Below are 21,077 nucleotides of genomic sequence, written 5' to 3'. Positions count from 1 at the left end.
GCGGACGGTGCTCGTCCCGTACGGCGGCCACCGCCCGGTCGGCGGCGGCCAGGGCCTGCCGGGCCGGTGTCAGGAAGCGGTGCCCCGCGTCGGTGAGCCGCACACCCCGGCCGTCCCGGTGGAACAGTGCGGAGCCGAGTCCGGACTCCAGCCGGGCGATCCCGCCCGTCCGGTGGAGTTCGCCGACGACGTCCAGCCCGTCCCCGCCGCCGACGAGGCGCTGGTCCGCGTGGAGGCGTTCTCGCCCAACCGCGGCGAGACCTTCCTCCTGGAGAACCCGAGGCCGGGGCTGGTTCCCGGCAAGGACGTGGCGGGGCTCGTGGTGCAGGCGGCGGCCGACGGGTCCGGGCCGCCGATCGGCACCCGGGTCGTGGGCCATCCGGCCAAGGGCGGCTGGGCCGAGTACGTGGCCGTCCCCACGCACTCGCTGGCCGTGCTGCCCGGCGCGGTGGACGCCGTGCGGGCCGCGGCCCTGCCACTGGCCGGGATCACCGCGCTGCGGCTGCTGCGCGCGGCCGGCGGTGTGGCGGGGCGGCGCGTCCTGCTGACCGGCGCGTCGGGCGGGGTGGGGCACTACCTCACCGAGCTCGCCGCGGGCGCGGGCGCGGAGGTCACCGCGGTGACGGCCACCGCCCGGCGCGGCGAGCGGCTGCGCGCGCTGGGCGCGGCGGCGGTGGTGCACGATGTCGCCGGGGCGCGGGGGCCGTTCGACGTGGTGCTGGAGTCCACCGGTGGCGCCGCCCTGCCGGTGGCGCTCGCCAAGCTGGCCGCAGGCTCCACGCTGATCTGGTTCGGCCAGGCCAGCCGGACGCCGGTGACGCTGGACTTCTTCGACTTCTTCACCGGTCCTGAGGGGTCCGCCATCCGGCACTTCCACTACGCGGGCGCCCCGTACGGCGAGGATCTGGCCACCCTGGTGCGCCTGGTGGATTCCGGGCGGCTGCACCCGGAGATCGACCGGGTCGAGGACTGGGGGCGGACGGCCCGGACCCTCGTGGATCTGCGGGAGCGCCGGATCCGCGGCAAGGCCGTCCTGACCACGGGTGCGGGCCGGTGAGCGCCGCGGACTTCGCCGACGCCCGGCTGAGCCGGGCCACCGGGGCCGGGCTCGATCCGCACGCGTACCTGCGCGCCGCGGCCGGGGCGGCCCGCGCCGAGGACTGGAGCGGGTCGCTGATCCGTACCGCACGGCAGTACGTCACCCGCGCGCGGCGGGCGGCCTCGCCCGTCTCGGCCGGTGAGTACGAGCAGGCGGCCGCGCGGTGGTTCCACTTCGCCACCCTGGCCGCGTGCGGGGACCACGCGCGGGCCGCCGCGGAGGCGGACGCCGCCATGGGCCGCGCCCTGGCCCTGCTGGAGCCCGGCGCCCGCCGGATCGAGGGCCCCGGCTTCGCCGGCTGGCTGCGCGGGCCCGCCGACGCGAAGGCCGTGGTGGTCGTCGTACCCGGACTCGACTCCGGCAAGGAGGAGTTCCACCTGCTGGCCTCGGCCCTGCTGCGCAGGGGGCTGGCCGTGTTCGCCATGGACGGCCCGGGGCAGGGCGTGCTCGCGGCGACCACGACCGTCCGGGCGGACTACGACCGGGTGATCGGCCGGGTCGCCGACGCGCTCGGCCTCGATCGCGTCGGCCTCGTCGGGCTCAGCCTGGGCGGCTACTACGCCGCGCGGAGCGCCGCCCTCGAACCGCGGGTGGCGGCCGCCGCGGTGGTGAGCGGCCCCTTCCGGATCGACTGGGAGGCGCTGGCGCCGGTCCTGCGGGAGATCATCGCCCGGCGCGCCGGAGGGGCCGGTGCGGCACGCGGGTTCACCGGCCAGGTCGACCTGTCGGCGCTGGCGCCGCGCATCGGCTGCCCGCTCCTGGTGGTGGACGGGGGCCAGGACCTGGTCCCCGGTGTGGTCAACGGGGAGCCGTTGGCCCGCCTCGCGGCGCACGGTGAGTACCTGCTCGTCCCGCACGGGGACCACTTGCTGGGCAACGCCCGGCCCGACTGGCTGCCCGCGACGGCGGATTGGCTCGCGGCGGCGCTCACCGGGACCGGCGGCTGACGGAGTGTTCGCAGCCGGCCGGTCTCCGGTCCGCGGGAGCGGGTCTCCCGCGGACCGGAGGAGCGGACGGTGCCGCCTCTCTGCCCCCGGTCAGGAGATGGTGATGAACCGGGCGGTGCTCGGTACTCCCTGGGCGTCGAGGGCGAAGAGCATGTAGCTGCCCGGCAGGACCACGCCCGTGTCGGCGGGTACGGACACCGTGTACGCGCCTGCCCCCGCGGGCGCCGACACCAGGGGTACGCGCCGCTGGTCGTTGTCGGTGGAGTGGGTCGCGGCCGCCGCTCGCATCAGGACGAACGACGCGACCGGCGACCGGGTGGACACCGTCAGCGAGGTGCCGGGGGCCGTCCTGGCGGGAACGCCTCCGGTGATCTCGGGACGGTCCTTCGGTGATCCGTCCGCGTTGAGCAGGTTGGGCGGGGTGAAGACGGCCCCGTCGGCGTGGTTGGTCGCGCAGTCGCCGCACAGACCCCCGCCGCCGGAGAAGATCCGTCCGTCCGGCAACAGGTTGGCCACGCTGTGGTAGTTGCGCGGGATGGCCATGGTCGCGAGCGGGGTGAAGACGCCCGTGGCCGGGTCCCACAGCTCGGGGGTCAGGACCGAGGTCGCGTCGCTGAACGGCACCGGATAGGCCTGTCCGCCGAAGACGACGACCTTGCCGTCGGGCAGCACCACGCTGTTGCTGAAGGCGCGGGCGTACTCCATGTCGCCGGTCCGGGCGGTCTCGACCTGGCTGCCCGAGATGCTCACGGTGTACGCCCGCCGCGTGGCGGGGGTCTTCTCGTAGGCGGGCGAACCGCCCAGGGTGAGGAGCTTTCCGATGTCGTAGGCCACCGCGTTGCCGGTCATCGCGTCGGCGCTGTCGGCTCGGGTTCCGGCGGGAGTGATGCCGCCCGTGCCGCTGGTCGAGATCCAGTTCATCTGCTTGCTCGGACCCAGCTGGAGCACCTTGCCGCCCGAAGTGGCGTGCAGCCACATGTGGTTGTCGGCCCGGTAGGGTCCGGCCGGGTCGGCCGTGGACGCCGGGACGGCGGAGACGCCGGGCAGCCGGCGCCACGTACGGGTGTCCGGCGACCAGACCTCGCCGGCCTTGTCGCCCGCGGGCCCGCTCCAGGAGCCGCCCAGGACGAAGGCCTCACCCGTGGAGAGCAGGGTCATGGCCTGGTAGCCGCGGGCGATGTTCATGCTGGTGGTGGCGGACCACTCGTCGGTGGCCGGATCGTAGATGCTGGCCTTCTCCGCGTTGCTGCCCCCGGTGACCAGCACCCGGCCGTCGGCCAGCATGGCTATGCCGGGACAGAACATGTCGTGCCCGGTGTTGTCGATGCGGCGCTGGGTGACCTTGCCGGTCTTCAGGTCCAGGATCGCGGTCTGGGTGTAGCCGTTGCTGCCGCCGAAGCGGTCCAGTGCGTACGCCGACCAGGCCAGCAGCTTGTCGCCCGGCAGGGCGGCGGTGGCCACGGGGACCAGGGGGAAGCCGGTGATCCGGCCCCAGGACCCGTGGATTGCGGGGCTGGCCGGTCCGCTCAGGCGGATCTCGGCGGCCGAGGTCCACGGCCCCCGGGCGCCGGCCTCCGTGGTCACGGTCAGCCGTACGAAACGGGTGTTCTCGGTACGGGTGAAGGTGGCGGTCTTGACGGTGTCGTCGTCCCGCCAGGTGCCCGCGGCCACCGGGGCGCCGAAGGTGGTGCCGTCGGCGCTGGTGGTGACCGTGTACGCGCCCGCCCGGCCGTTGGGGCCGCTCGACCGGGGGTGGTAGACCAGCGCGGAGACCGCTGTCGTGCGGTGCGTGTCGATGGTGATGCTGTGCGGGAGCGGGGTGGGGGTGGCGGACCACTTGCTGTGCCAGAGCGTGCCGGTGTCGCCGTCGAGCACGTTGGCGGCGCGGCCGTTCTCGCCGGTCGTCTCCTCGTCGCTCGCCGCGGCCGTCCATCCGGTCCGCGACAGGTCGACGGTGGCCGCCGGGGTGCCGGGGTCGCCCAGTACGTTGATCTCGGAGGCGGAGCTCCAGGGACCGCGGCCGCCGGCCTCGGTGAGCGCCGTCAGACGTACGAACCGGGCTCCCTGCGGGGCGAACCCGAGCGTTTTGGCACCCGCGTCGTCCGCGAGGGTGCCGGTGGCGACCGGGGCCGTCCAGGTCTGCCCGTCCGTGCTGACGCTGATGCCGTACTCGCCGACACGGCCGTTGGACCCGTTGGTGCGGGGGGTGTAGACGAGCGCCGAGACGACGATCGTCCGTTTCATGTCCAGGGTGATGCTGTGCGGGAGCGGGGCCGGGGTGCCGGACCACTTGCTGTGCCAGAGCGTGCCGGTGTCGCCGTCGAGCACGTTGGCGGCGCGGCCGTTCTCGCCGGTCGTCTCCTCGTCGCTCGCCGCGGCCGTCCATCCGGTCCGGTCGAGAACCGGGGCCGAGGGCTCCATGGCGTTCGCCGGCACGATGCCGTGGTGCGGGGACTGCGTCGCGGTCTGCTGGTCGAAGGGGACGGGTGCGGGCCGGGGCTCCGGGGCGCGGCCGGCCGCGGCCGAGCTCCCGACACCGAGCCATGGGGTGAAGCCGATCAGCGACGCGCCGACACCGAAGGCTATGAGCGTTCGGGAGCGGCGTAGCGCGCGGGATAAGGCGGGGAAGCGCCTGGACTGCAATCTGACCTCCTGGAGCGAACGTGCATGCCCCATGGAAGATAGGTCAACGCATCCACAACTCACCTAAATCAGCAGAGAGTTGACGCAAAAGCGCATCGGCTACAACGGTACGTCTCCGGTGGCCGCGAACGCGCCCCCGTGGCCGGGCACGATCAGGTCGGCGGCTGCCAGCACCCGCAGCCGGGACGCCCGCAGAACCCCACGGTCCGGGGCCACCGGGTCGTCGGCCGGTCCGGCCGCGTGCCACCACAGGTCACCGGCGAACGCGACCACCCCCGAGTCGGTTCCGGCCAGCAGGGTGATGTCCTCGAGGCTGTGGCCCGGAGTGCGGATCAGCCGGAGCGACGGGGTGAGTTCGTAGCCCTCCGCGTCCCGGTTGCGCCACTGGTCGCCGGAGTACTCCACCTTGTGGTCGTGGACCAGGGCCCGGCCGAACAGGCCCGCGTTCATGGTGTTGTCCGGGTGGTGGTGGCTGAGCACCACGTCGGTGATGTCGTCGGGGCCGAGCCCCAGTTCCGCGAGCGGGCCGAGGATGTCCTCGCGGCTCGCCACCATGCCGGGGTCGAAGACGATGTGCCGGCCGGCGTCGGACACGTAGGAGACGGTGGCGGCGACACCGGGGCCGGTGGAGCCGACGTAGCCGGTGGTCAGGATCTTGTAGACGGCGTCGCGGCCGAGCGGGGCGTCCGTGGCGCCGGCCGTCGTGGTGTTCGCCGTGTTGGTGTTCGTCGCGCTGTCCGTCGTCTTCGTCATGTCCGCAATCCTTCCGCGCGGCCCGGGGGGCCACGAGTGGCACATCTGCCAGTGATCGCGGGATTCGTGCCAGGCGTGGCAGACTGCACCCGTGCCGCCCTTCACGACCGTCGCCGCCTACGTCCCACCCGGCGCCGGCATGCTCGCCGTCGGGATCGTCAGCGAGGTGTTCGGCCCGCACGGGCCGGGGCTGCCCGGCTTCGACTTCGCGCTCTGCGCCGACCGGCCCGGACCGGTTCCCACCGACACCGGAGTTCCGCTCGCGGTCGCACACGGTCTCGACCGGCTGGCCGCCGCCGATCTGGTGATCGCCCTGCCGGGGGCCGGTTTCCGCACCCCGCCCGGCCCCGCCGTGCTCGACGCGCTGTCGTCCGCGTACGAGGGCGGCTCGCTGGTCGCGGCCCACTGCGTAGGTACGTTCGCCCTCGCCGAGGCCGGGCTGCTCGAAGGGCGGCGGGCCACCACCCACTGGCGGTTCGCCGGACTGCTGGCCGACCGCCACCCGGAGGTCACTGTCGAACCCGACGCCCTGTACATCGACGAAGGGCGGATCATCACCGGCGCGGGGGCCGCCGCGGGCTTCGACCTGTGCCTGCACCTGCTCAGGCGGGAGCACGGGGCCGCGATGGCCAACGCCGTTGCCAGGGACATGGTGCTGCCCTCCCACCGCGAGGGCGGGCAGGCCCAGTACCTGGCCGCCCCCGTCCCCGGGGACTGCGAGGACGAGCGCCTCGCCGGGGTGCTCGCCTGGGCCCGCGAGCACCTCCACGAGCCGCTTCCCGTCGCGGAACTGGCCGAGCGGGCCGTGATGAGCAAGCGTTCCTTCGCCCGCCGATTCACCGCCGCGACCGGTACCACCCCGCACGCCTGGCTCCGCAACCTCCGGCTGAGCGGCGCCGAGGAACTCCTGGAGACCACGGACCTGCCCGTGGAGGAGATCGCCCGCCGCGTCGGGTACGGGAGCGCGGCCGTCCTGCGCGAACAGTTCGTACGGCGCCGGGGAGTGCCGCCCCGCTCCTACCGGCGCTCGTTCACGAGCACACCGTCGTACTGAGCCTCAGGCAGTGGCCCCGTCCCGGGCGTCCCCGTCCAGGTACTCCTCGCGGATCTCGCGCGGGCCGAAGGGCCAGACCTTTTCGAAGCGGGCCCACACCGCGAAGGCCACGCAGCCGAGGGCCAGCCAGGCCAGGGACCATTCGATGGGGTGGCGGCCGGGAGAGTTCTCGTCGGCGTACCCGTAGATCACCAGCCATCCGGTGAGGGCGATCAGGCTGGGCAGCGGGTAGAGCCACATCCGGTACGGGCGGCGCAGCGCGGGCCGGCGCCTGCGCAGCACGGTCAGCGCCAGGATCTGGGCCAGCGCCTGCACCAGGACCATCACGGTGGTGAGCAACTGGATGAGGGTGACCAGGTCGGTGTGGCGGCCGATGAGGAAGCCGACGGCGGTGACCGCGCCCATGGTGGCCAGGCCCACGACCGGGAACCGGTGCCGGGCGTGCAGCTTGGCGTACGGGCGGAAGAAGACCCGGTCGCGCGCCGCGTCGTAGGGCACCCGGGAGCCGCCGAGCAGGCCGGTGAAGACCGAGGCGAAGGCCGTGACCAGGATGAGCACCGTCACCACCTGCGCGGCGCCCTTGCCCCAGGTCTCCTCCAGGACGGCGGAGGCGACCGAGGTGGAGGCGATGTCCCCGGGGTCGAGCATCCGGTGCCAGTCGAGGACTCCGAGGGAGCCGATCTGGAGCAGCAGGTAGATCGCCATGATGCCGAGGATGGAGAAGACCACGGAGCGCGGGATGGTGCGCCCGGGATCCTTGATCTCCGCGCCCATGTAGGCGGTGGTGTTGTAGCCGAGGTAGTCGTAGATGCCGATGGTCAGGCCCGCGGCGAAACCGGCCCAGAAGGTGCTGCTGGTGAGCTCGAAGGCGCCCGCAGGGTAGGTGAAGGCCAGGTCGAAGCTGAAGTGCGTGGCCGCGGCGGCGATCACCAGGACCACGGCGGCGATCATCACGCACCACATCACCGTGGTGATCCTCGCGATGTGGGCGATGCCCCGCCACAGGAGCAGGACCACGAGGGCGATGACGCCGAGCCCGACCGCATCGCCGCCGCCCTGCCCTAGGTGTATTGCCCTGTGAGGTTGGGGACGCGGCTGGCGGGTGGTTTGCCTGCGAGTGCGGTGTGTCCGCGGTGGTGATTGTAGGTGTGCAGCCACTTCGGGAACGCGTCGCGGCGTTCCTGTTCTGACTGGTAGGGGCGGGCGTAGGCCCATTCCTCGGCGAGGGTGCGGTTGAGGCGTTCGACCTTGCCGTTGGTTTGTGGCCGGTAGGGCCGGGTTCGCTTGTGGGTGATCCCCGCTGCCGCCAGTGCGTCCCGCCAGAGGTGGGATTTGTAGCAGGAGCCGTTGTCGGTCAGGACCCGCTCGACGGTGATCCCGACGCTCGTGAAGTAGGCGTGCGCCCGCTGCCAGAAGGCGGTGGCGGTTTCTTTCTTCTCGTCGGTGAGGATCTCGCTGTAGGCGAGGCGGGAGTGGTCGTCGACGGCGGTGTGGATGTAGCTGTAGCCCAGGCGGGGCCGCTTCCTGCGGCCGGCCTGGCGGCCGAGGGTCTTGTGGCCGCCGCCGTCGGGGATGTTGCCGAGCTTCTTGATGTCCACGTGGACGAGTTCGCCGGGCTTGTCGCGTTCGTAGCGTCGTATGACACGGCCGGTGGCCCGGTCCAGATGGCTCAGGCGGGCCAGCTTGTAGCGGGTCAGGACGCGGTGCACGGTTGAGGGCACCAAACCCAGCAGGTGGGCGATGCGGGCCGGTCCCCACCGGCGCAGGACGCGGACTTTGATGATCCGGCGTTCGGTGCGGGTCGGGGTCCGGCGCGGGCTGTGACGCGGGCGCGAGGAGTGGTCACTCATGCCCGCTTCGCCGTGATCTCGGTAGCGGTCGGCCCACCGCTGGGCCGTCGTCGGCGAGACCTGGAAGCGCTCGCCTGCACGGCGGTAGGTCCAGCCGTCTACGACCACGCAGCGGGCAAGGCGCAGGCGTCCGGTCTCGGTCAGGGGTGCATTACGGTGGGGCATGAGGGCCTTCTGTCGTTCGGTGTAGACGTCGCAATCCACACCGAACCCGGAAGGCCCTCACCCGTTCAAGACGCCTCAGCCGAGACCTCCATCACCCGTCCACAACCTCCCGAGGCAATACACCTAGGCCGGGCAGCAGGTAGCCGAGGTACTGGACGAAGCCGACCACTCCGGTGGACATGATCAGGGGAATGAACAGGATGGCCGTCCAGACGAACAGGAACGGCATCAGCCGGCCCGTGCGGTACTGGAAGGCCTGCCGCAGGTAGACGTAGCTGCCTCCCGACCCGGGCATCGCGGCACCCAGTTCGGCCCAGATCAGCCCGTCGGCCAGGGCCAGGACCGCTCCGGCGAGGAAGCCGGCCACCGCCTGCGGTCCGCCGAACGCGGCCACCATCAGCGGGATCGTGACGAACGGCCCGATGCCGCACATCTGGCTCATGTTGATGGCCGTGGCCTGGAACAGGCCGACCCGGCGGACGAATCCGCCGTCGGGGGGTGGCGATCCGGACATGGGGGAACTCCCGGGGAGGCGTCGGGCGGAGCGGGCGTGCTTAAGTTAGGAACCTTTACTTAAGCCGTCAAGACCTTCGGACGGACTTCGGGGCGATGCGCGAGAATGCTCCGATGACCAGCAGTGACGAGAATGCCGAGCAGCCCTGGAACCCCCAGCGGCAGCGCAGCGCCAATGAGCGGCTGCTGCTCGGCCGCCTCCGCGCCGGCGGAGCGGCGTCCCGGGCCCAGCTCGCCCGGGAGACGGGCCTGTCCAAGCCCACGGTGTCCAGCGCCCTCGCCGCGCTGGAGCAGTCGGGACTCGTGCGCGAGGCCGGTACGCACACCCCCGAGCGGGGCCGGGCCGCCGTGCTCTACACCCCGGATCCGGCCGCCGGATACGCACTCGGCATAGACATCGGCCGCGGCTGGCTGCGGGTGGCGCTCGCCGACCTCGACGGCACGGTCGTGGCCCGCACCGACGTCCGCAACCGGGCCCGCACTTCGGGTTCCATGGCCGGTCTGGCCGTCACCACCGCCCACGAACTCGTCGAAACCTCCGGCGTACCCGCCCACAAGATCACCCAGGCCGTGGTCGGCACCCCGGGCATCTACGACGAGGAGACCCGCCGGGTGCGCTACGCCCAGCACTTGCCGGGCTGGGGCCGGGCCGGGCTCTTCGACCGGATGCGCGAGGGCCTCGGCGTGCCGACCACCGTGCAGAACGACGCCAACCTCGCCGCGCTCGGCGAGTACACGTACGGCGCGGGCGCCGGCAGCCGGCTCTTCGTCTACATCATGATCGGCACCGGTCTCGGCATGGGCATCGTCAGCGAGGGCCGGCTGTTCACCGGAGCGCACGGCGCCGCCGGCGAGATCGGCTTCCTCCCCTGGCCCGGCCGGCGGAAGGACACCCTGGAGGACGCCATCTCCGCCGACGCCGTGGTCGAGGCCGCCCGCGCGCACGGCATGACCGGGGAACTGACCGCGAAGTCCGTGTTCGACGCGGCGCGCGCCAGGGAACCCGCGGCGGTCCGGGCCGTCGAGCTGGAGGGTGAACGCCTGGCACACGCGGTGGCGGCGGTCGCCGCCGTCCTCGACCCCGACCTCGTCGTCCTGGGCGGCGGCGTGGGCCACAGCGCCGACCTGCTGCTGCGCACCGTACGGCAGACCCTGCGCGAACGGACCCCGCTGCGCCCCAAGGTGGTTCCGAGCCGCCTCGGCGAGGACGCGGTGCTCCTGGGCGCCGTCGCGACCGCCCTCGACGCGGCCCGGGACCTGGCCTTCGAGCGGCGCTGACCGGCCCGTATCCCCACCAAGTGCGCTGCCCGGCGGGCCCGTCCATACTGGGGGCGTGAGGCGAACCAGTACGGTCCTGCTCTGCATCGCCGGCCTGATGGGCACCGCCCTTCCGGCCGGGGCCGCAGCCGTCCCGGCCGCCGCGGCGGCAGCGCCCGGGACCTGCGTCAGCTCCCCCGGGCCCGCCCAGGGCGACGCCCGCAAGGTCCTCACCATCGCCCAGCGGGCCCAGCAGGAGTTCGGGCTCAATTCGGTGGTCCTGCGGGTCTCCTCCGGAGACCGCGAGGTGCTCACCACGGCCCTCGGGGAATCCATGACGGGCGTCCCGGCCGAGCCGTCCATGCACTTCCGCACGGGGTCCGTGGCCATCGTCTACATGGGCGCCGTACTGCTCCAGCTCGTCGAGCAGGGCAAGGCCTCGCTCGACGACCCGGTGTCGCGCTGGCTGCCGGACGTGCCCCACGGCTCCGAGATCACCCTGCGGATGCTCGGCGACTCCACTTCCGGGCTGCGCGACTACGTCACGGACCCGGCCTTCGACGCCGAGCTGGAGGCCAAACCGTTCCGCAAATGGACTCCGGCCGAGGTCATCGGCATCGCGACGGAGAAGCCGCTGCTGTACAAGCCTGGGAGCAACTGGAGCTATTCGCACGCGAACTTCGCGATCCTCGGCGAAGCACTGGAGAAGATCAGCGGCCTGCCGCTGGACCGGCTGCTCACGCAGCGCGTGTACGAACCGCTCGGGCTGAGCCAGACCAGCAACCAGTACACACCGCAGATCCCGGAGCCCGTCCTGCACGCGTTCACCTCCGAGCGCGGCACGTACGAGGAGTCCACCTTCTGGAATCCCTCGTGGACCACCACTCCCGGCGCCGTCCTCGTGCAGAACATCTGCGACCTGGACCGGTCCTCGCGCGCCGTCGGCAACGGGGAGCTGCTCTCCGCGAAGTCCTTCAAGACCCAGCTCGACCCGGGCACGATCGGCCTCGGCCACGCGACGGCCACCTGCCCGGCCACCGCCTGCCAGCTGACCAACACCGAAACGCACCACTTCGGTCTGGGCGTGATCGTCGTCAACGGATGGATCCTGACGAACCCCTCGTTCTCGGGCTACGCCGCCATCCAGGCCTACCAGCCGGCCGACAAGCTCTCGATCTCCGTCACCGTGACGCAGGGCCCCAAGAGCCCCGCCGGCAACTCGGCCCAGACCATCGCGGAACGCATCTCCGTGGCCCTCGCTCCCGGACATCCGCTCAAGATGCGCTGACTTCCGGCAGGCCGAGCGGTGGTGCCGGTCCGGCGGAAGATGACTGGACCGCCCTCGGCACTGTACGAAGATCCTTGTGACCGAACAGATCCAGCCGGCGACCGCGACCGTCCGCGTGTTCATCGCCCTCGCCCCGCCCGACGACGCGAAGGAGGAGCTCGCGCGCGAGCTGGGTCCCGCCTACGCCGCCTACCCTCGCATGCGGTGGAACCGCATCGAGGACTGGCACATCACCCTGGCGTTCCTCGGTGAACTCCCGGCCGGGGCCGTGCCCCTCCTGCGGCCGCCGCTCGCGGACCTCGCGGCCGCGCGCCGGCCCGTACGGCTGGCACTGCGCGGCGGCGGCCACTTCGACGAACGGGTGCTCTGGAGCGGGATCGGCGGGGACGTCGAGGGGCTGCACCTGCTCGCGGCCGATGTACGGGCGGTGGTCAAGGAGTGCGGCATCCCCTTCGAAGACCGGCCGCTGCGCCCCCATCTGACGCTGGCCCGCGCGCGCCGCAACGACATCTCCTCCGCGGTGGGGGCGGCGGACGGACTCGCCGCGTTCGCCGGTCGCCCCTGGCGGACCGAGCGGTTGCACCTGGTCGGGAGCAACATCGGCCGCGGCCCGGGGCCGATCCACTACCGGGACATCGAGGCGTGGAACCTCGGCGGTCCGGACGGGGACCGGGAGCCTGGCGGCGGCCACCGCACCGGCGCACCAGCCGAGTAATCCCTTGACGGAAAGCAGCTTAGCACTAAGCTACTTTCCAGCAATCTAATCGGGGGAGAGATCGACGTGTTCACGAGCACTGGCGGAGAACGAGTGGCGGGGGAACGGTCACTGCTCCTCGGGGTCGCGATCAGCGCGATCGGCATCGGGATGTACATCCCCTTCTCCCTCGTCTTCTTCCACTACGTCACCGGGCTCTCCTACGCCCTCGTCGGCGTCGTGCTGACGGTGACGGGCCTGGCCGGCCTCACGGTCATGCCGCTCGCGGGCGCGGCCGTCGACCGGTTCGGGGCCAGGAAGGTCAACCTGCTGCTCTACGCGGTACGGGTACTGGGCTTCGCCCTCTACCCGCTCGCCGGCTCGCTCCCCGCCTTCGCGGCCGTCGCGCTGGTCACCGCCCTCGCGGACCGGTCCTTCCCCATCGTGCAGCAGTCCCTGATCGGCGAAGTGACCCGGGGCGGGGCCCGGGACCGGCTCCAGGCCTCCATCCGGGCCCTGCAGAACGCCGGAATGGGCGCGGGCGCCCTGCTCGTCTCCGGGGTGCTGGCCCTGTGGGGCACGGACGGCTACTCCTACACCGCCTGGGGCAATTCGGCCGCCTTCGCGGTCGCCGGACTGCTCGTCAGCCGGGTGAAGCCGGTACGGGAGGGGACCAACGGCGCCGTCGGCGCTACCGGTTCGGCCAAGCGGCCGCCCGCCGGGTACCGGATGGTGCTGGCCGACCGGCCCTTCCTCGGCCTGACCGCCACCAACTTCCTGAGCGCGCTCGGGTACTCGGCCCTGTCCGTGCTCTTCCCGCTCTACATCAGCACCTGGCTGCACGGCCCCGACTCCCTCACCGGAGCCGCCTTCACCGTCAACACGGCCCTCTGCGCCGGAATCGGCATCTTCGTCGCGAGCCGGGTCCGCCGTTCCGGAGCCCGCCGCACCCGCGCCGCCGCCCTCGGCGCACTGCTCTTCGCCGCCGCCTTCGTGGGCCAGATCGTCCTCGGCACCGTCCGCCCCGGGCAGACCGCGACACTGGTGGCCCTGCTGGTCATCGTGGTGGTCTACACGCTCGGGGAGCTGGTGCACAGCCCCTCGGCCGGCGCGCTGTCGGTCTCGGCCGCGCCCGAGGCCGTACGCGGCCGCTACCTCGCCACGTACCAGCTCTCGTACTCCCTGGCCTCCGCCCTGGCCCCGTCCCTCTTCACCGGACTGCTCGCGCTCGACGGCCGGCTCCCCTGGGCCTTCCTGACGGTGGCCGCACTCGGCGCCGCACTCGCCCTGACCCGGCTGGAGCGCCACCTCCCGCCGGAGGCCGTCCACGCCGAACAGCCGGCCCCCGCACCGGCACCGGCCACGCCCTCCACCCCGCGCGAACCGGCCAACGCCTCGGCCGTCTAGAAGGGCTTGCCCATCGCTCCCAGCACCATGGCGTTCAGTTCGCCGTCGTACTCCTCGACCGGGCGGGGCTCGGGGCCCCGCCCCTCGAACTCGGGACGGATCGACCGCAGCCCCTTCGTGCCCTCGGCCGCCCACGGCGCGTCCGATTCCGGCAGGGACACGCGAATCCGGTACGAACCGGCCTCCCACAGGATCTCGCCCACGGCTCACCGCTCCTTCGCATGCTGAAAATGCCCTACTGATCAATCTATGGAAGGGTCACCGGGCCCCAAGGGGCGGAGGTCCCCACCCCGCCCGCCGTTGGTCCCGGACAGCCGTACGGCCCCTCCCCCGGCGCGGGGAAGGGGCCGTACGGGCGGCGGGTGCGCCGACTAGTCGGTGCCGAACTCCATCGCGGCGCGGTCCAGCAGCTCGTCGTCGCCGGCGGCCTCGCCCCGGGAGGCGATGGCCTCGGCCCCGCCCTCGGGCATGGCGCCGATCAGGCCGCTGCCGGGCGCCTCGACGGCGCCGATCAGCGCGGGATGGGTCGTGCCGACGATGCCGAGACCGGCGTACTGCTCCAGCTTGGCGCGGGAGTCCGCGATGTCGAGGTTGCGCATGGTGAGCTGGCCGATCCGGTCCACCGGACCGAATGCCGAGTCCTCGGTGCGCTCCATCGAGAGCTTGTCCGGGTGGTAGCTGAACGCGGGACCCGTGGTGTTCAGGATCGAGTAGTCCTCGCCGCGCCGCAGCCGCAGCGTCACCTCGCCGGTGATCGCCGTGCCGACCCAGCGCTGGAGCGACTCGCGGATCATCAGCGCCTGCGGGTCGAGCCAGCGGCCTTCGTACATGAGACGGCCGAGACGCCGGCCCTCGTTGTGGTACTGCGCGACGGTGTCCTCGTTGTGGATCGCGTTGACGAGGCGCTCGTACGCGGCGTGCAGCAGGGCCATGCCCGGAGCCTCGTAGATGCCGCGGCTCTTGGCCTCGATGATCCGGTTCTCGATCTGGTCGGACATGCCCAGGCCGTGGCGGCCGCCGATCGCGTTCGCCTCCATCACCAGGTCGACGGCGGAGGAGAACTCCTTGTCGTTGATCGTCACCGGACGGCCCTGCTCGAAGCCGATGGTCACGTCCTCGGTGGCGATCTCGACCGAGGGGTCCCAGAAGCGGACGCCCATGATCGGGTCCACGGTCTCGACGCCCGTGTCCAGGTGCTCCAGGGTCTTCGCCTCGTGGGTGGCGCCCCAGATGTTGGCGTCGGTGGAGTAGGCCTTCTCGGTGCTGTCGCGGTAGGGCAGCTCGTGGGCGAGCAGCCACTCCGACATCTCCTTGCGGCCACCGAGCTCGGTGACGAAGTCCGCGTCGAGCCACGGCTTGTAGATGCGCAGGTGGGGGTTGGCGAGCAGGCCGTAGCGGTAGAACCGCTCGATGTCATTGCCCTTGAACGTCGATCCGTCGCCCCAGATCTGGACGTTGTCCTCGAGCATCGCCCGGACCAGCAGGGTGCCGGTGACGGCGCGGCCGAGCGGCGTCGTGTTGAAGTAGGAGCGCCCGCCCGAGCGGATGTGGAACGCGCCGCACGCGAGCGCGGCCAGCCCCTCCTCCACGAGCGCGGCACGGCAGTCGACCAGGCGCGCGATCTCGGCGCCGTACGCCGTCGCCCGCGCGGGGACCGACGCGATGTCGGGCTCGTCGTACTGGCCGATGTCGGCGGTGTAGGTGCAGGGGACGGCACCCTTGTCGCGCATCCAGGCGACGGCGACGGAGGTGTCGAGGCCGCCGGAGAAGGCGATACCGACGCGCTCGCCGGTGGGCAGGGAGGTGAGAACCTTTGACATGGGATGAGTATGCGCGATGATGCATGATCATGCAAAGTCGGGGGGTGCGTGGCGTCGTCGCGCGCCGCGGACGGGCCCCCCGGCCCGTCCGCGGGCGGCCCTCAGCCGGCCTCGGGGGCGAAGGGGCCGCCGGCTCCGAACGCGTGGCGGGCGAAGTTCCCGGCGATGCGTACGTGGCCTGCCGGATCGGGGTGGAGCGCGTCGGGCAGCGGCAGCTCGGCGTGGTCCGCCTCGCCGTAGAGCTCGCGGCCGTCGAGGTAGTACAGGTGGGGATCCTCCGCTGCCCGCTCCCCGACGATCCGGGCGAGCTCCTCCCGGACGACGTTCAGCGTCAGCCGGCCCGCGGCGCGTTCGGCCGGGTCACCCGTGGCCCTGAACCGCAGGCTCCCGCCGTCGAACTCGGGCGCGAGGGGGCCCGGGGTGTCCTCCTGGATCGGGCACAGGAGGGGGGAGACGACCAGCAGCGGTGTGTGCGGGTGTCCTTCGCGGACGGTGTCGAGGAAGCCGTGTACCGCCGGGGCGAAGGCCCGCAGGCGCATCGCGTCGAGGTTGACGATGTTGATGCCGATCTTGGCGCTGATCAGGTCGGCGGGGGCGTCACGCATCGCGCGGGCGGTGAAGGGGTCCAGCAGCGCGCTGCCGGAGAACCCAAGGTTGACCAGCTCCACCCCGCCGCGGGCCGCGGCCATGACCGGCCAGATGGCGGTCGGATGGAGGGCGTTGGAGCCGTGGCTGATGGAACTGCCGTGGTGCAGCCACACCCTGCGCCCGCTGTCCGGGGCCGGCGTGAGGGGGGCGTCGGTGCGCAGGGCGATCAGTTCGGTGACCTCCGTGTGGGGCAGCCAGATCTCGACGCCCTTGTCGCGGGCGGGCAGACCGGTGAACCGGGCCGTGCCGGGCGGCCCTTCGCGCTGTTCGACGGACCGGTTGGCCGGGTCCACGGTGCGGAGCGTGCCGCCGGGCACGGTGGCCTGGGCCGTGAGCACGCCGTCGATCAGGAGGTCGTACTTCCCGTCCGGCGAGGCCGGCATGCCCCGGTAGGCCCGCTTGGTGGGCAGCGCGTCCAGCTCGATGCGGGTGGCCCTGGTCCGGAAGACCAGCCGCACACCGGAGGGCCTGGCCTCGGCCGTGGCCAGCTGCTCGTCGGGGATCTGCAGGCGCGCCCGGGCGGGCAACCGGTGCGGCAGCAGGCCGTGCGCCGTGCGTTCCACGTCCAGGGCGCCGCGCAGGAGGTCCGCGGTGACGGGTGTGGTGATCCAGTCGCGCTCGGTGCTCATCGCCTCAGTCTCTTGATCGGGGTTACGGGGCTTACGACTTACGGGCTTACGACTTACGGGCTCACGGGCTCACGGGCTCACGGGGCCACCGTCGGCGCGGCCCGGTTCCGCAGCATCATGTCGAGGGAGTCCACGACCCAGCTCCAGGACTCCCGCGGGTCGACGGCGGTGTGGCTGAAGCCACCGGCCAGCTCCAGGCTGACGTAGCCGTGGAAGACGCTGCCGAGCATCCGGACCGCGTGCGTCTGGTCCGGCTCCGCCAGGTCGTAGCCGCGCAGGATCGCCCGCGTCATCCGGGCGTGCCTGACTCCGGCGCTGGCGGCCGCCGTCTCCGGGTCGAGACGGAGCCGGGCGGCGTCGTAGCGGCCGGGGTGCTCCCGGGCGTAGTCGCGGTAGGCGTCCGCGAAGGCCGCCAGGGCGTCCTTGCCCGCCCGCCCCGCCAGGGCGGCCGAGACCCGGTCGGCGAGCTCCTCCAGGGCGAACAGGGCGATCCTGGTCCGGAGGTCCTGGGAGTTCTTCAGGTGCGAGTACAGGCTCGCGACCTTGACGTCGAACCGCCGGGCGAGCGCCGAGACGGTCACCTGCTCGAAACCGACCTCGTCGGCGAGCTCCGCACCCGCCCGGGTCAGGCGTTCCGGGGTGAGACCCACTCGAACCATAACGTGCCTCCTAGGCGACGAGACCAATTATGCATTTGCCTAATACCTTTAGGCAAATTAGCCTGCCGTTCATGAAGCCCCTGACCGAGCAAGAGATCCGTACCGCGTTCGTGAACTGCACCAAGGGAGAGGCCAAGCGCCTGTCCGTCCCCCGCGATCTGGCCGAGCGGCCCTGGGAGGACCTCGACTTCCTGGGCTGGCGGGACCCCCGGGCCCCCGACCGGGCCTACCTCGCCACCGCGCTGGACGGCCGTCCGGTCGCGGTCGCGCTGCGTTCCTCCGGCGCCGCCCCCTCCCAGGCGCGGCGCAGCATGTGCTCCCTGTGCCTGACCACCCACACGGGCGGTGTCTCCCTGATGGTGGCGCCGAAGGCCGGCAAGGCCGGGCAGCAGGGGAACTCCGTGGGCGCGTACATCTGCGACGACCTCGCCTGCTCGCTCTACCTGCGGGACAGGAAGGACGCGGGGCCGGGCGCCCGGCTCCACGAGTCGCTCACCCTGGAGGAGAAGATCCAGCGGACGATCACCAACCTCGCCGCGTTCGTCGCCAACATCACCGGCTGAACACCGCGGACACCCGGCCGCCCGCCCCGGCCTGCGGAAGGTCCGCTGGCCGGAAAGGCCCGCTGGCAGCGGGCGCCGCACCCCGTGAGAATGCTCCCCGGCCGGACGGGCCGGCCGGGGAGGGCGGCGTAGATGAACTATGGGCGCGAGAGGCCGCGGGGCGGCCGGACCGGGGTGCTGGCGCGTACGGCGGTGGCGCTGCTGCTCGCCTGCGCCGGGATCGGGGTGGCGCCCGTGGCGGCGCGGGCGACCGGCCCCACCGTGGCGGCCTGCGCCGCGGATCCGGGCGCGGCGGAACTGGCGGGCGACGCGGTGCCCGGCGGCCCGGTGTCCGGCGGCCCGGTGTCCGTGGACCGCGGTGACGGCCGGATCGGCCAGTTGCGGCTCTTCCGCGACGCCACGGCTACGGGGGGACCGCCCTTCGTCTGGTACCGCCAGCAGGACGCCCCGGACGGCGTGTACGGCCCGTGGCGGCGGGTGAGCGCGACGCCCGTGAGCCCGGGCGGCGGGCCCCTCGGCGCCTCCGAGAACCCGGCGGGCGAGCTGGAGCTGCTGTTCGCCTCCCGGGGCTCGCTGTGCCGTGCGGTGCTCAGCCGTACCAGCGAGGACTGGAGCACCCCGGTCCGTACCGCGCCGGTACGGCTGTCCGGGGGCGGGATCCAGCCGATCTCAGCGGGTCGGCCCTCCTTCACCGGGGCCAGGTTGGACGTCGGGCGGACCACCGGGCTCCTGGACGGGGACATCGTCCGGTTCACGGTCGCGGGCGGCCCGCCCAAGGCGTACGTCTGGGTCAAGCAGTGCGCTCCCCAGACCTCGGGCAGCGCCTGCGACGATGCCACCGGCCGCCAGTACCGCGTGTACCCGGACGGGACCTACCAGCTCTCGCCGAAGAAGCTCTACGCCCGGATCGACACGCCGGCCGGCTCCTTCGACTGCCGGACGGCTCCACCGGCCCGTCCGTGCACCCTGGCGCTCACCGACAACGAGGGGACCGTGCTCACCGGGGTCCCGCTGCGCTTCCGGCCGGACGGCCGCCCGGAAGCCCCGCCGACCCTGCGCGTGGACCCGGACGAGGCGCTCGTGGACGGCCGGACGGTGCGCGTGACGGGCAGGGGGTACGAGCCCCAGTACCACTCCCTGGTCATGGAGTGCGCCGCCGGCTCCGCCGACACCCTCGGCTGCCGGCCCCGCAGCAGGCCTCCGGCGACCACCGACGACGGGCGGCTCGACGAGCAGGTCGTCCTCTCGGCGACGTTCACCGGAATCGACGGCCGCGCCATCGACTGCCGCGTCAGGGGCGCCTGCGAGCTGGTGGCCTTCGGGACCCGGGTGCGCGGTCCCGACGCGGTCCGCCATCCGCTGCACTTCGCGCCGGCGGCCGGCTGAGCGGCCCGCCCAGCGCCGGAGGCGGCGCGGGGGTGCTCGTGTGCTCCGTACGAGTCTTCTTCGGTGCCCATTCGGCCCCACGAACCGAGTTCATGATCATCGGTCTGCCCGGAAATCGTTTTGATGCTGCCATCCGGCCGTAGGCGATCTGGGAGGGCCGCGTGACGACGATGCCATCGACACACCGTGGACGAGTTCGGCGACGGGGCAGGACGTGGAGCGTGGCCGGTGCGGTGGCCGGGGCGCTCTTCGTCGTCGCCGCCGCGCCGCAGTCCGACGACGGGCGGCGTGCCGCGGACGGGCCGGCCGGCTCCGTCGAGCTGCTGGTCGGCCGGGTCCTGGACAACGGGAGCCGGCGCTGTGCGGTGGAGGCGTTCCGCGCCGAGCTGTGCGGCGGGCTGGAACGGCAGCTGGTCCGGGCCACCGACCGCGGAGCCGGTTCCGTGGTGCGCGATCCCTCGTCCCGCGCCGCGGCCCGGGCGGCCGCGCACACGGTCGTGCTGCCCACCGATGCCGCCGGCCCGCTCGACATCACCCTCGCCGGGCCGGGACTGCTCACCTACGTCACCGTCCACGACGGTCACGGGCGTTACGTGGGCGGAGCACTGGGCGCCCGGGGACACCGCTGGGTCAACACCGAGCCGTTGCGGGCCGGTGAGGCCTACACGGTCCGGGTCGGCGCACAGGAGGCGGCGGGGACACCGGTAGGCGTGACGATGATGTTCCGGACCGCGCCCGCGGCGCGGGACGAGCGGCTGACCGCCGAGTTCGGGCCGAAACCGGGCACGTACGGGGCGGGACAGATCGTGACCGCCGCCCTGAGCCGTCCCGTACCCGCCGCGGACCGGGCCGCGCGGGCCCGGGTGGAGCGGGCACTGCAGGTCACCTCGGAGCCCGCGGTCGAAGGGGCCTGGCACTGGGTCGACGACTCGACGCTGCACTACCGGCCCCGTACGTACTGGCCCGCGCACGCCGAAGTACGCGTGCTCAGCGGACTGGACGGGGTCGAGGTCGGGGAACGGGAAGGGGAGCGGGAGTACGGCGGGCCCTCGGAGTCCCTGCGGTTCACCATCGGGGACCGGATCGAGGCGGTCACCGACGCCGCCGCGCACGAGATGACGGTACGGCGCAACGGCACGACCGTGCGGACCATCCCGGTGACCACCGGCAAGGCCGGCTTCCTGACGCGCAGTGGGGTCAAGGTCGTCCTGGGCAAGGAGTACAAGGTCCGGATGCGCGGGGACACCGTGGGCATCAAACGCGGTACGAGCGAGTTCTACGACCTGCCCGTCTTCTACGCGACCCGGGTGACGTGGAGCGGGGAGTACGTGCACGCCGCGCCCTGGTCGGTCGAGTCGCAGGGCGAGGAGAACGTCAGCCACGGCTGTACGGGCATGAGCACGGAGGACGCGGCCTGGTTCTTCGGCACGGTGCGCGAGGGCGACGTGGTGTCGGTGCTGAACAGCGGCGGCGAGCCGATGGCGCCGTTCGACAACGGGTTCGGCGACTGGAACCTGGACTGGCCGGCCTGGCTGGCCGGCAGTGCCCTGGGGGCCGACGCCGACTCCCCGCTCGCACCCGTCTCCTCCCACCCGTCGGCCCACGGACCCTCGAGGCTGCACCCGCTCACCTGAGGGGCGTCGGGGGCGCGGCGCGTGCCGGCCGGCGCGGCCCGCCCGGCGGCCGGTCCGCCCGCTTCGGT

17 protein-coding genes and 2 pseudogenes are annotated in these 21,077 nt (G+C 72.8%); 10 read left to right on the top strand and 9 right to left on the bottom strand.

Annotated features, from left to right (window positions below):
- The first annotated feature begins 172 nt into the window (after positions 1-172).
- Complete coding sequence (locus OG904_RS32155) at positions 173-1,057, top strand: zinc-binding dehydrogenase (protein ID WP_405497062.1); 885 nt, start codon at positions 173-175, stop codon at positions 1,055-1,057.
- Positions 1,054-2,046, top strand: coding sequence for an alpha/beta hydrolase family protein (locus OG904_RS32150; protein ID WP_405497060.1), 993 nt, complete (start codon positions 1,054-1,056; stop codon positions 2,044-2,046). Before OG904_RS32155 ends, OG904_RS32150 begins: the two co-directional genes overlap by 4 nt.
- 90 nt (positions 2,047-2,136) lie before the next feature.
- On the opposite strand, the gene OG904_RS32145 is transcribed toward OG904_RS32150, so the two are convergent.
- Entirely contained in the window at positions 2,137-4,722 is a 2,586-nt protein-coding gene (locus OG904_RS32145) for a discoidin domain-containing protein (RefSeq protein ID WP_405497058.1), read from the bottom strand.
- A 66-nt stretch (positions 4,723-4,788) separates the two neighbouring features.
- Positions 4,789-5,442: an MBL fold metallo-hydrolase gene (locus OG904_RS32140; RefSeq protein ID WP_405497056.1), complete on the bottom strand. Its 654-nt coding sequence runs from the start codon at positions 5,440-5,442 to the stop codon at positions 4,789-4,791.
- Positions 5,443-5,581: 139 nt separating this feature from the next.
- On the opposite strand from OG904_RS32140, the gene OG904_RS32135 reads away from it, so the two are divergent.
- A complete protein-coding gene (locus OG904_RS32135) occupies positions 5,582-6,496 on the top strand; it encodes a GlxA family transcriptional regulator (RefSeq protein WP_405498383.1) in 915 nt (304 codons plus the stop codon).
- 18 nt (positions 6,497-6,514) lie between these two features.
- On the opposite strand, the pseudogene OG904_RS32130 reads toward OG904_RS32135, so the two are convergent.
- The 3 genes and pseudogenes from OG904_RS32130 to OG904_RS32120 form a co-directional block, all read right to left on the bottom strand.
- A pseudogene (locus OG904_RS32130) lies at positions 6,515-7,561 on the bottom strand (APC family permease); the annotation flags it as partial.
- Positions 7,558-8,511, bottom strand: coding sequence for an IS481 family transposase (locus tag OG904_RS32125; protein ID WP_405491034.1), 954 nt, complete (start codon positions 8,509-8,511; stop codon positions 7,558-7,560). The gene OG904_RS32125 and the pseudogene OG904_RS32130, both read right to left, overlap by 4 nt.
- A gap of 121 nt (positions 8,512-8,632) precedes the next feature.
- Positions 8,633-9,025: pseudogene (locus OG904_RS32120) on the bottom strand (amino acid permease); the annotation flags it as partial.
- Between the two features lie 113 nt (positions 9,026-9,138).
- Between OG904_RS32120 and OG904_RS32115 the strand changes: the two are divergent.
- The 4 genes from OG904_RS32115 (at position 9,139) to OG904_RS32100 (ending at position 13,670) form a co-directional block, all read left to right on the top strand.
- Entirely contained in the window at positions 9,139-10,302 is a 1,164-nt protein-coding gene (locus OG904_RS32115) for an ROK family protein (protein ID WP_405497054.1), read from the top strand.
- 55 nt (positions 10,303-10,357) lie between these two features.
- The gene (locus OG904_RS32110; protein WP_405497052.1) at positions 10,358-11,569 is read left to right on the top strand and encodes a serine hydrolase domain-containing protein; all 1,212 of its coding nucleotides are present in this window, start codon (positions 10,358-10,360) and stop codon (positions 11,567-11,569) included.
- Between the two features lie 76 nt (positions 11,570-11,645).
- The gene (thpR, locus tag OG904_RS32105) at positions 11,646-12,284 is read left to right on the top strand and encodes an RNA 2',3'-cyclic phosphodiesterase (RefSeq protein ID WP_405497050.1); all 639 of its coding nucleotides are present in this window, start codon (positions 11,646-11,648) and stop codon (positions 12,282-12,284) included.
- Positions 12,285-12,350: 66 nt separating this feature from the next.
- Positions 12,351-13,670, top strand: a complete 1,320-nt coding sequence (locus tag OG904_RS32100) for an MFS transporter (RefSeq protein ID WP_405497048.1) — start codon at positions 12,351-12,353, stop codon at positions 13,668-13,670.
- Here OG904_RS32100 and OG904_RS32095 read toward each other — a convergent pair.
- From OG904_RS32095 to OG904_RS32080, 4 genes are all read right to left on the bottom strand, one after another.
- Complete coding sequence (locus OG904_RS32095) at positions 13,667-13,873, bottom strand: hypothetical protein (protein WP_405497046.1); 207 nt, start codon at positions 13,871-13,873, stop codon at positions 13,667-13,669. The genes OG904_RS32100 and OG904_RS32095 overlap by 4 nt on opposite strands.
- Before the next feature lie 168 nt (positions 13,874-14,041).
- The gene (gene argG, locus OG904_RS32090) at positions 14,042-15,490 is read right to left on the bottom strand and encodes an argininosuccinate synthase (RefSeq protein ID WP_405497044.1); all 1,449 of its coding nucleotides are present in this window, start codon (positions 15,488-15,490) and stop codon (positions 14,042-14,044) included.
- A gap of 101 nt (positions 15,491-15,591) precedes the next feature.
- Positions 15,592-16,767, bottom strand: coding sequence for a GDSL-type esterase/lipase family protein (locus tag OG904_RS32085; RefSeq protein ID WP_405497042.1), 1,176 nt, complete (start codon positions 16,765-16,767; stop codon positions 15,592-15,594).
- A gap of 77 nt (positions 16,768-16,844) precedes the next feature.
- Positions 16,845-17,426 (bottom strand): TetR/AcrR family transcriptional regulator, encoded by a 582-nt coding sequence (locus tag OG904_RS32080; protein WP_405497040.1) that lies wholly within the window; start codon positions 17,424-17,426, stop codon positions 16,845-16,847.
- A 71-nt stretch (positions 17,427-17,497) separates the two neighbouring features.
- Here OG904_RS32080 and OG904_RS32075 point away from each other — a divergent pair, with 71 nt between their 5' ends.
- From OG904_RS32075 to OG904_RS32065, 3 genes are all read left to right on the top strand, one after another.
- Positions 17,498-17,989 (top strand): FBP domain-containing protein, encoded by a 492-nt coding sequence (locus tag OG904_RS32075; RefSeq protein WP_405497038.1) that lies wholly within the window; start codon positions 17,498-17,500, stop codon positions 17,987-17,989.
- A gap of 132 nt (positions 17,990-18,121) precedes the next feature.
- On the top strand, positions 18,122-19,375 hold the full coding sequence (locus OG904_RS32070) for a neocarzinostatin apoprotein domain-containing protein (RefSeq protein ID WP_405497036.1): 1,254 nt from the start codon (positions 18,122-18,124) through the stop codon (positions 19,373-19,375).
- 221 nt (positions 19,376-19,596) lie between these two features.
- Positions 19,597-21,009 (top strand): Ig-like domain-containing protein, encoded by a 1,413-nt coding sequence (locus OG904_RS32065; RefSeq protein ID WP_405497034.1) that lies wholly within the window; start codon positions 19,597-19,599, stop codon positions 21,007-21,009.
- Positions 21,010-21,077 lie beyond the last annotated feature (68 nt).

Source organism: Streptomyces sp. NBC_00096 (assembly GCF_045041305.1).
Classification (GTDB): domain Bacteria; phylum Actinomycetota; class Actinomycetes; order Streptomycetales; family Streptomycetaceae; genus Streptomyces.
This window is presented reverse-complemented; position numbering and strand designations above follow the sequence as displayed.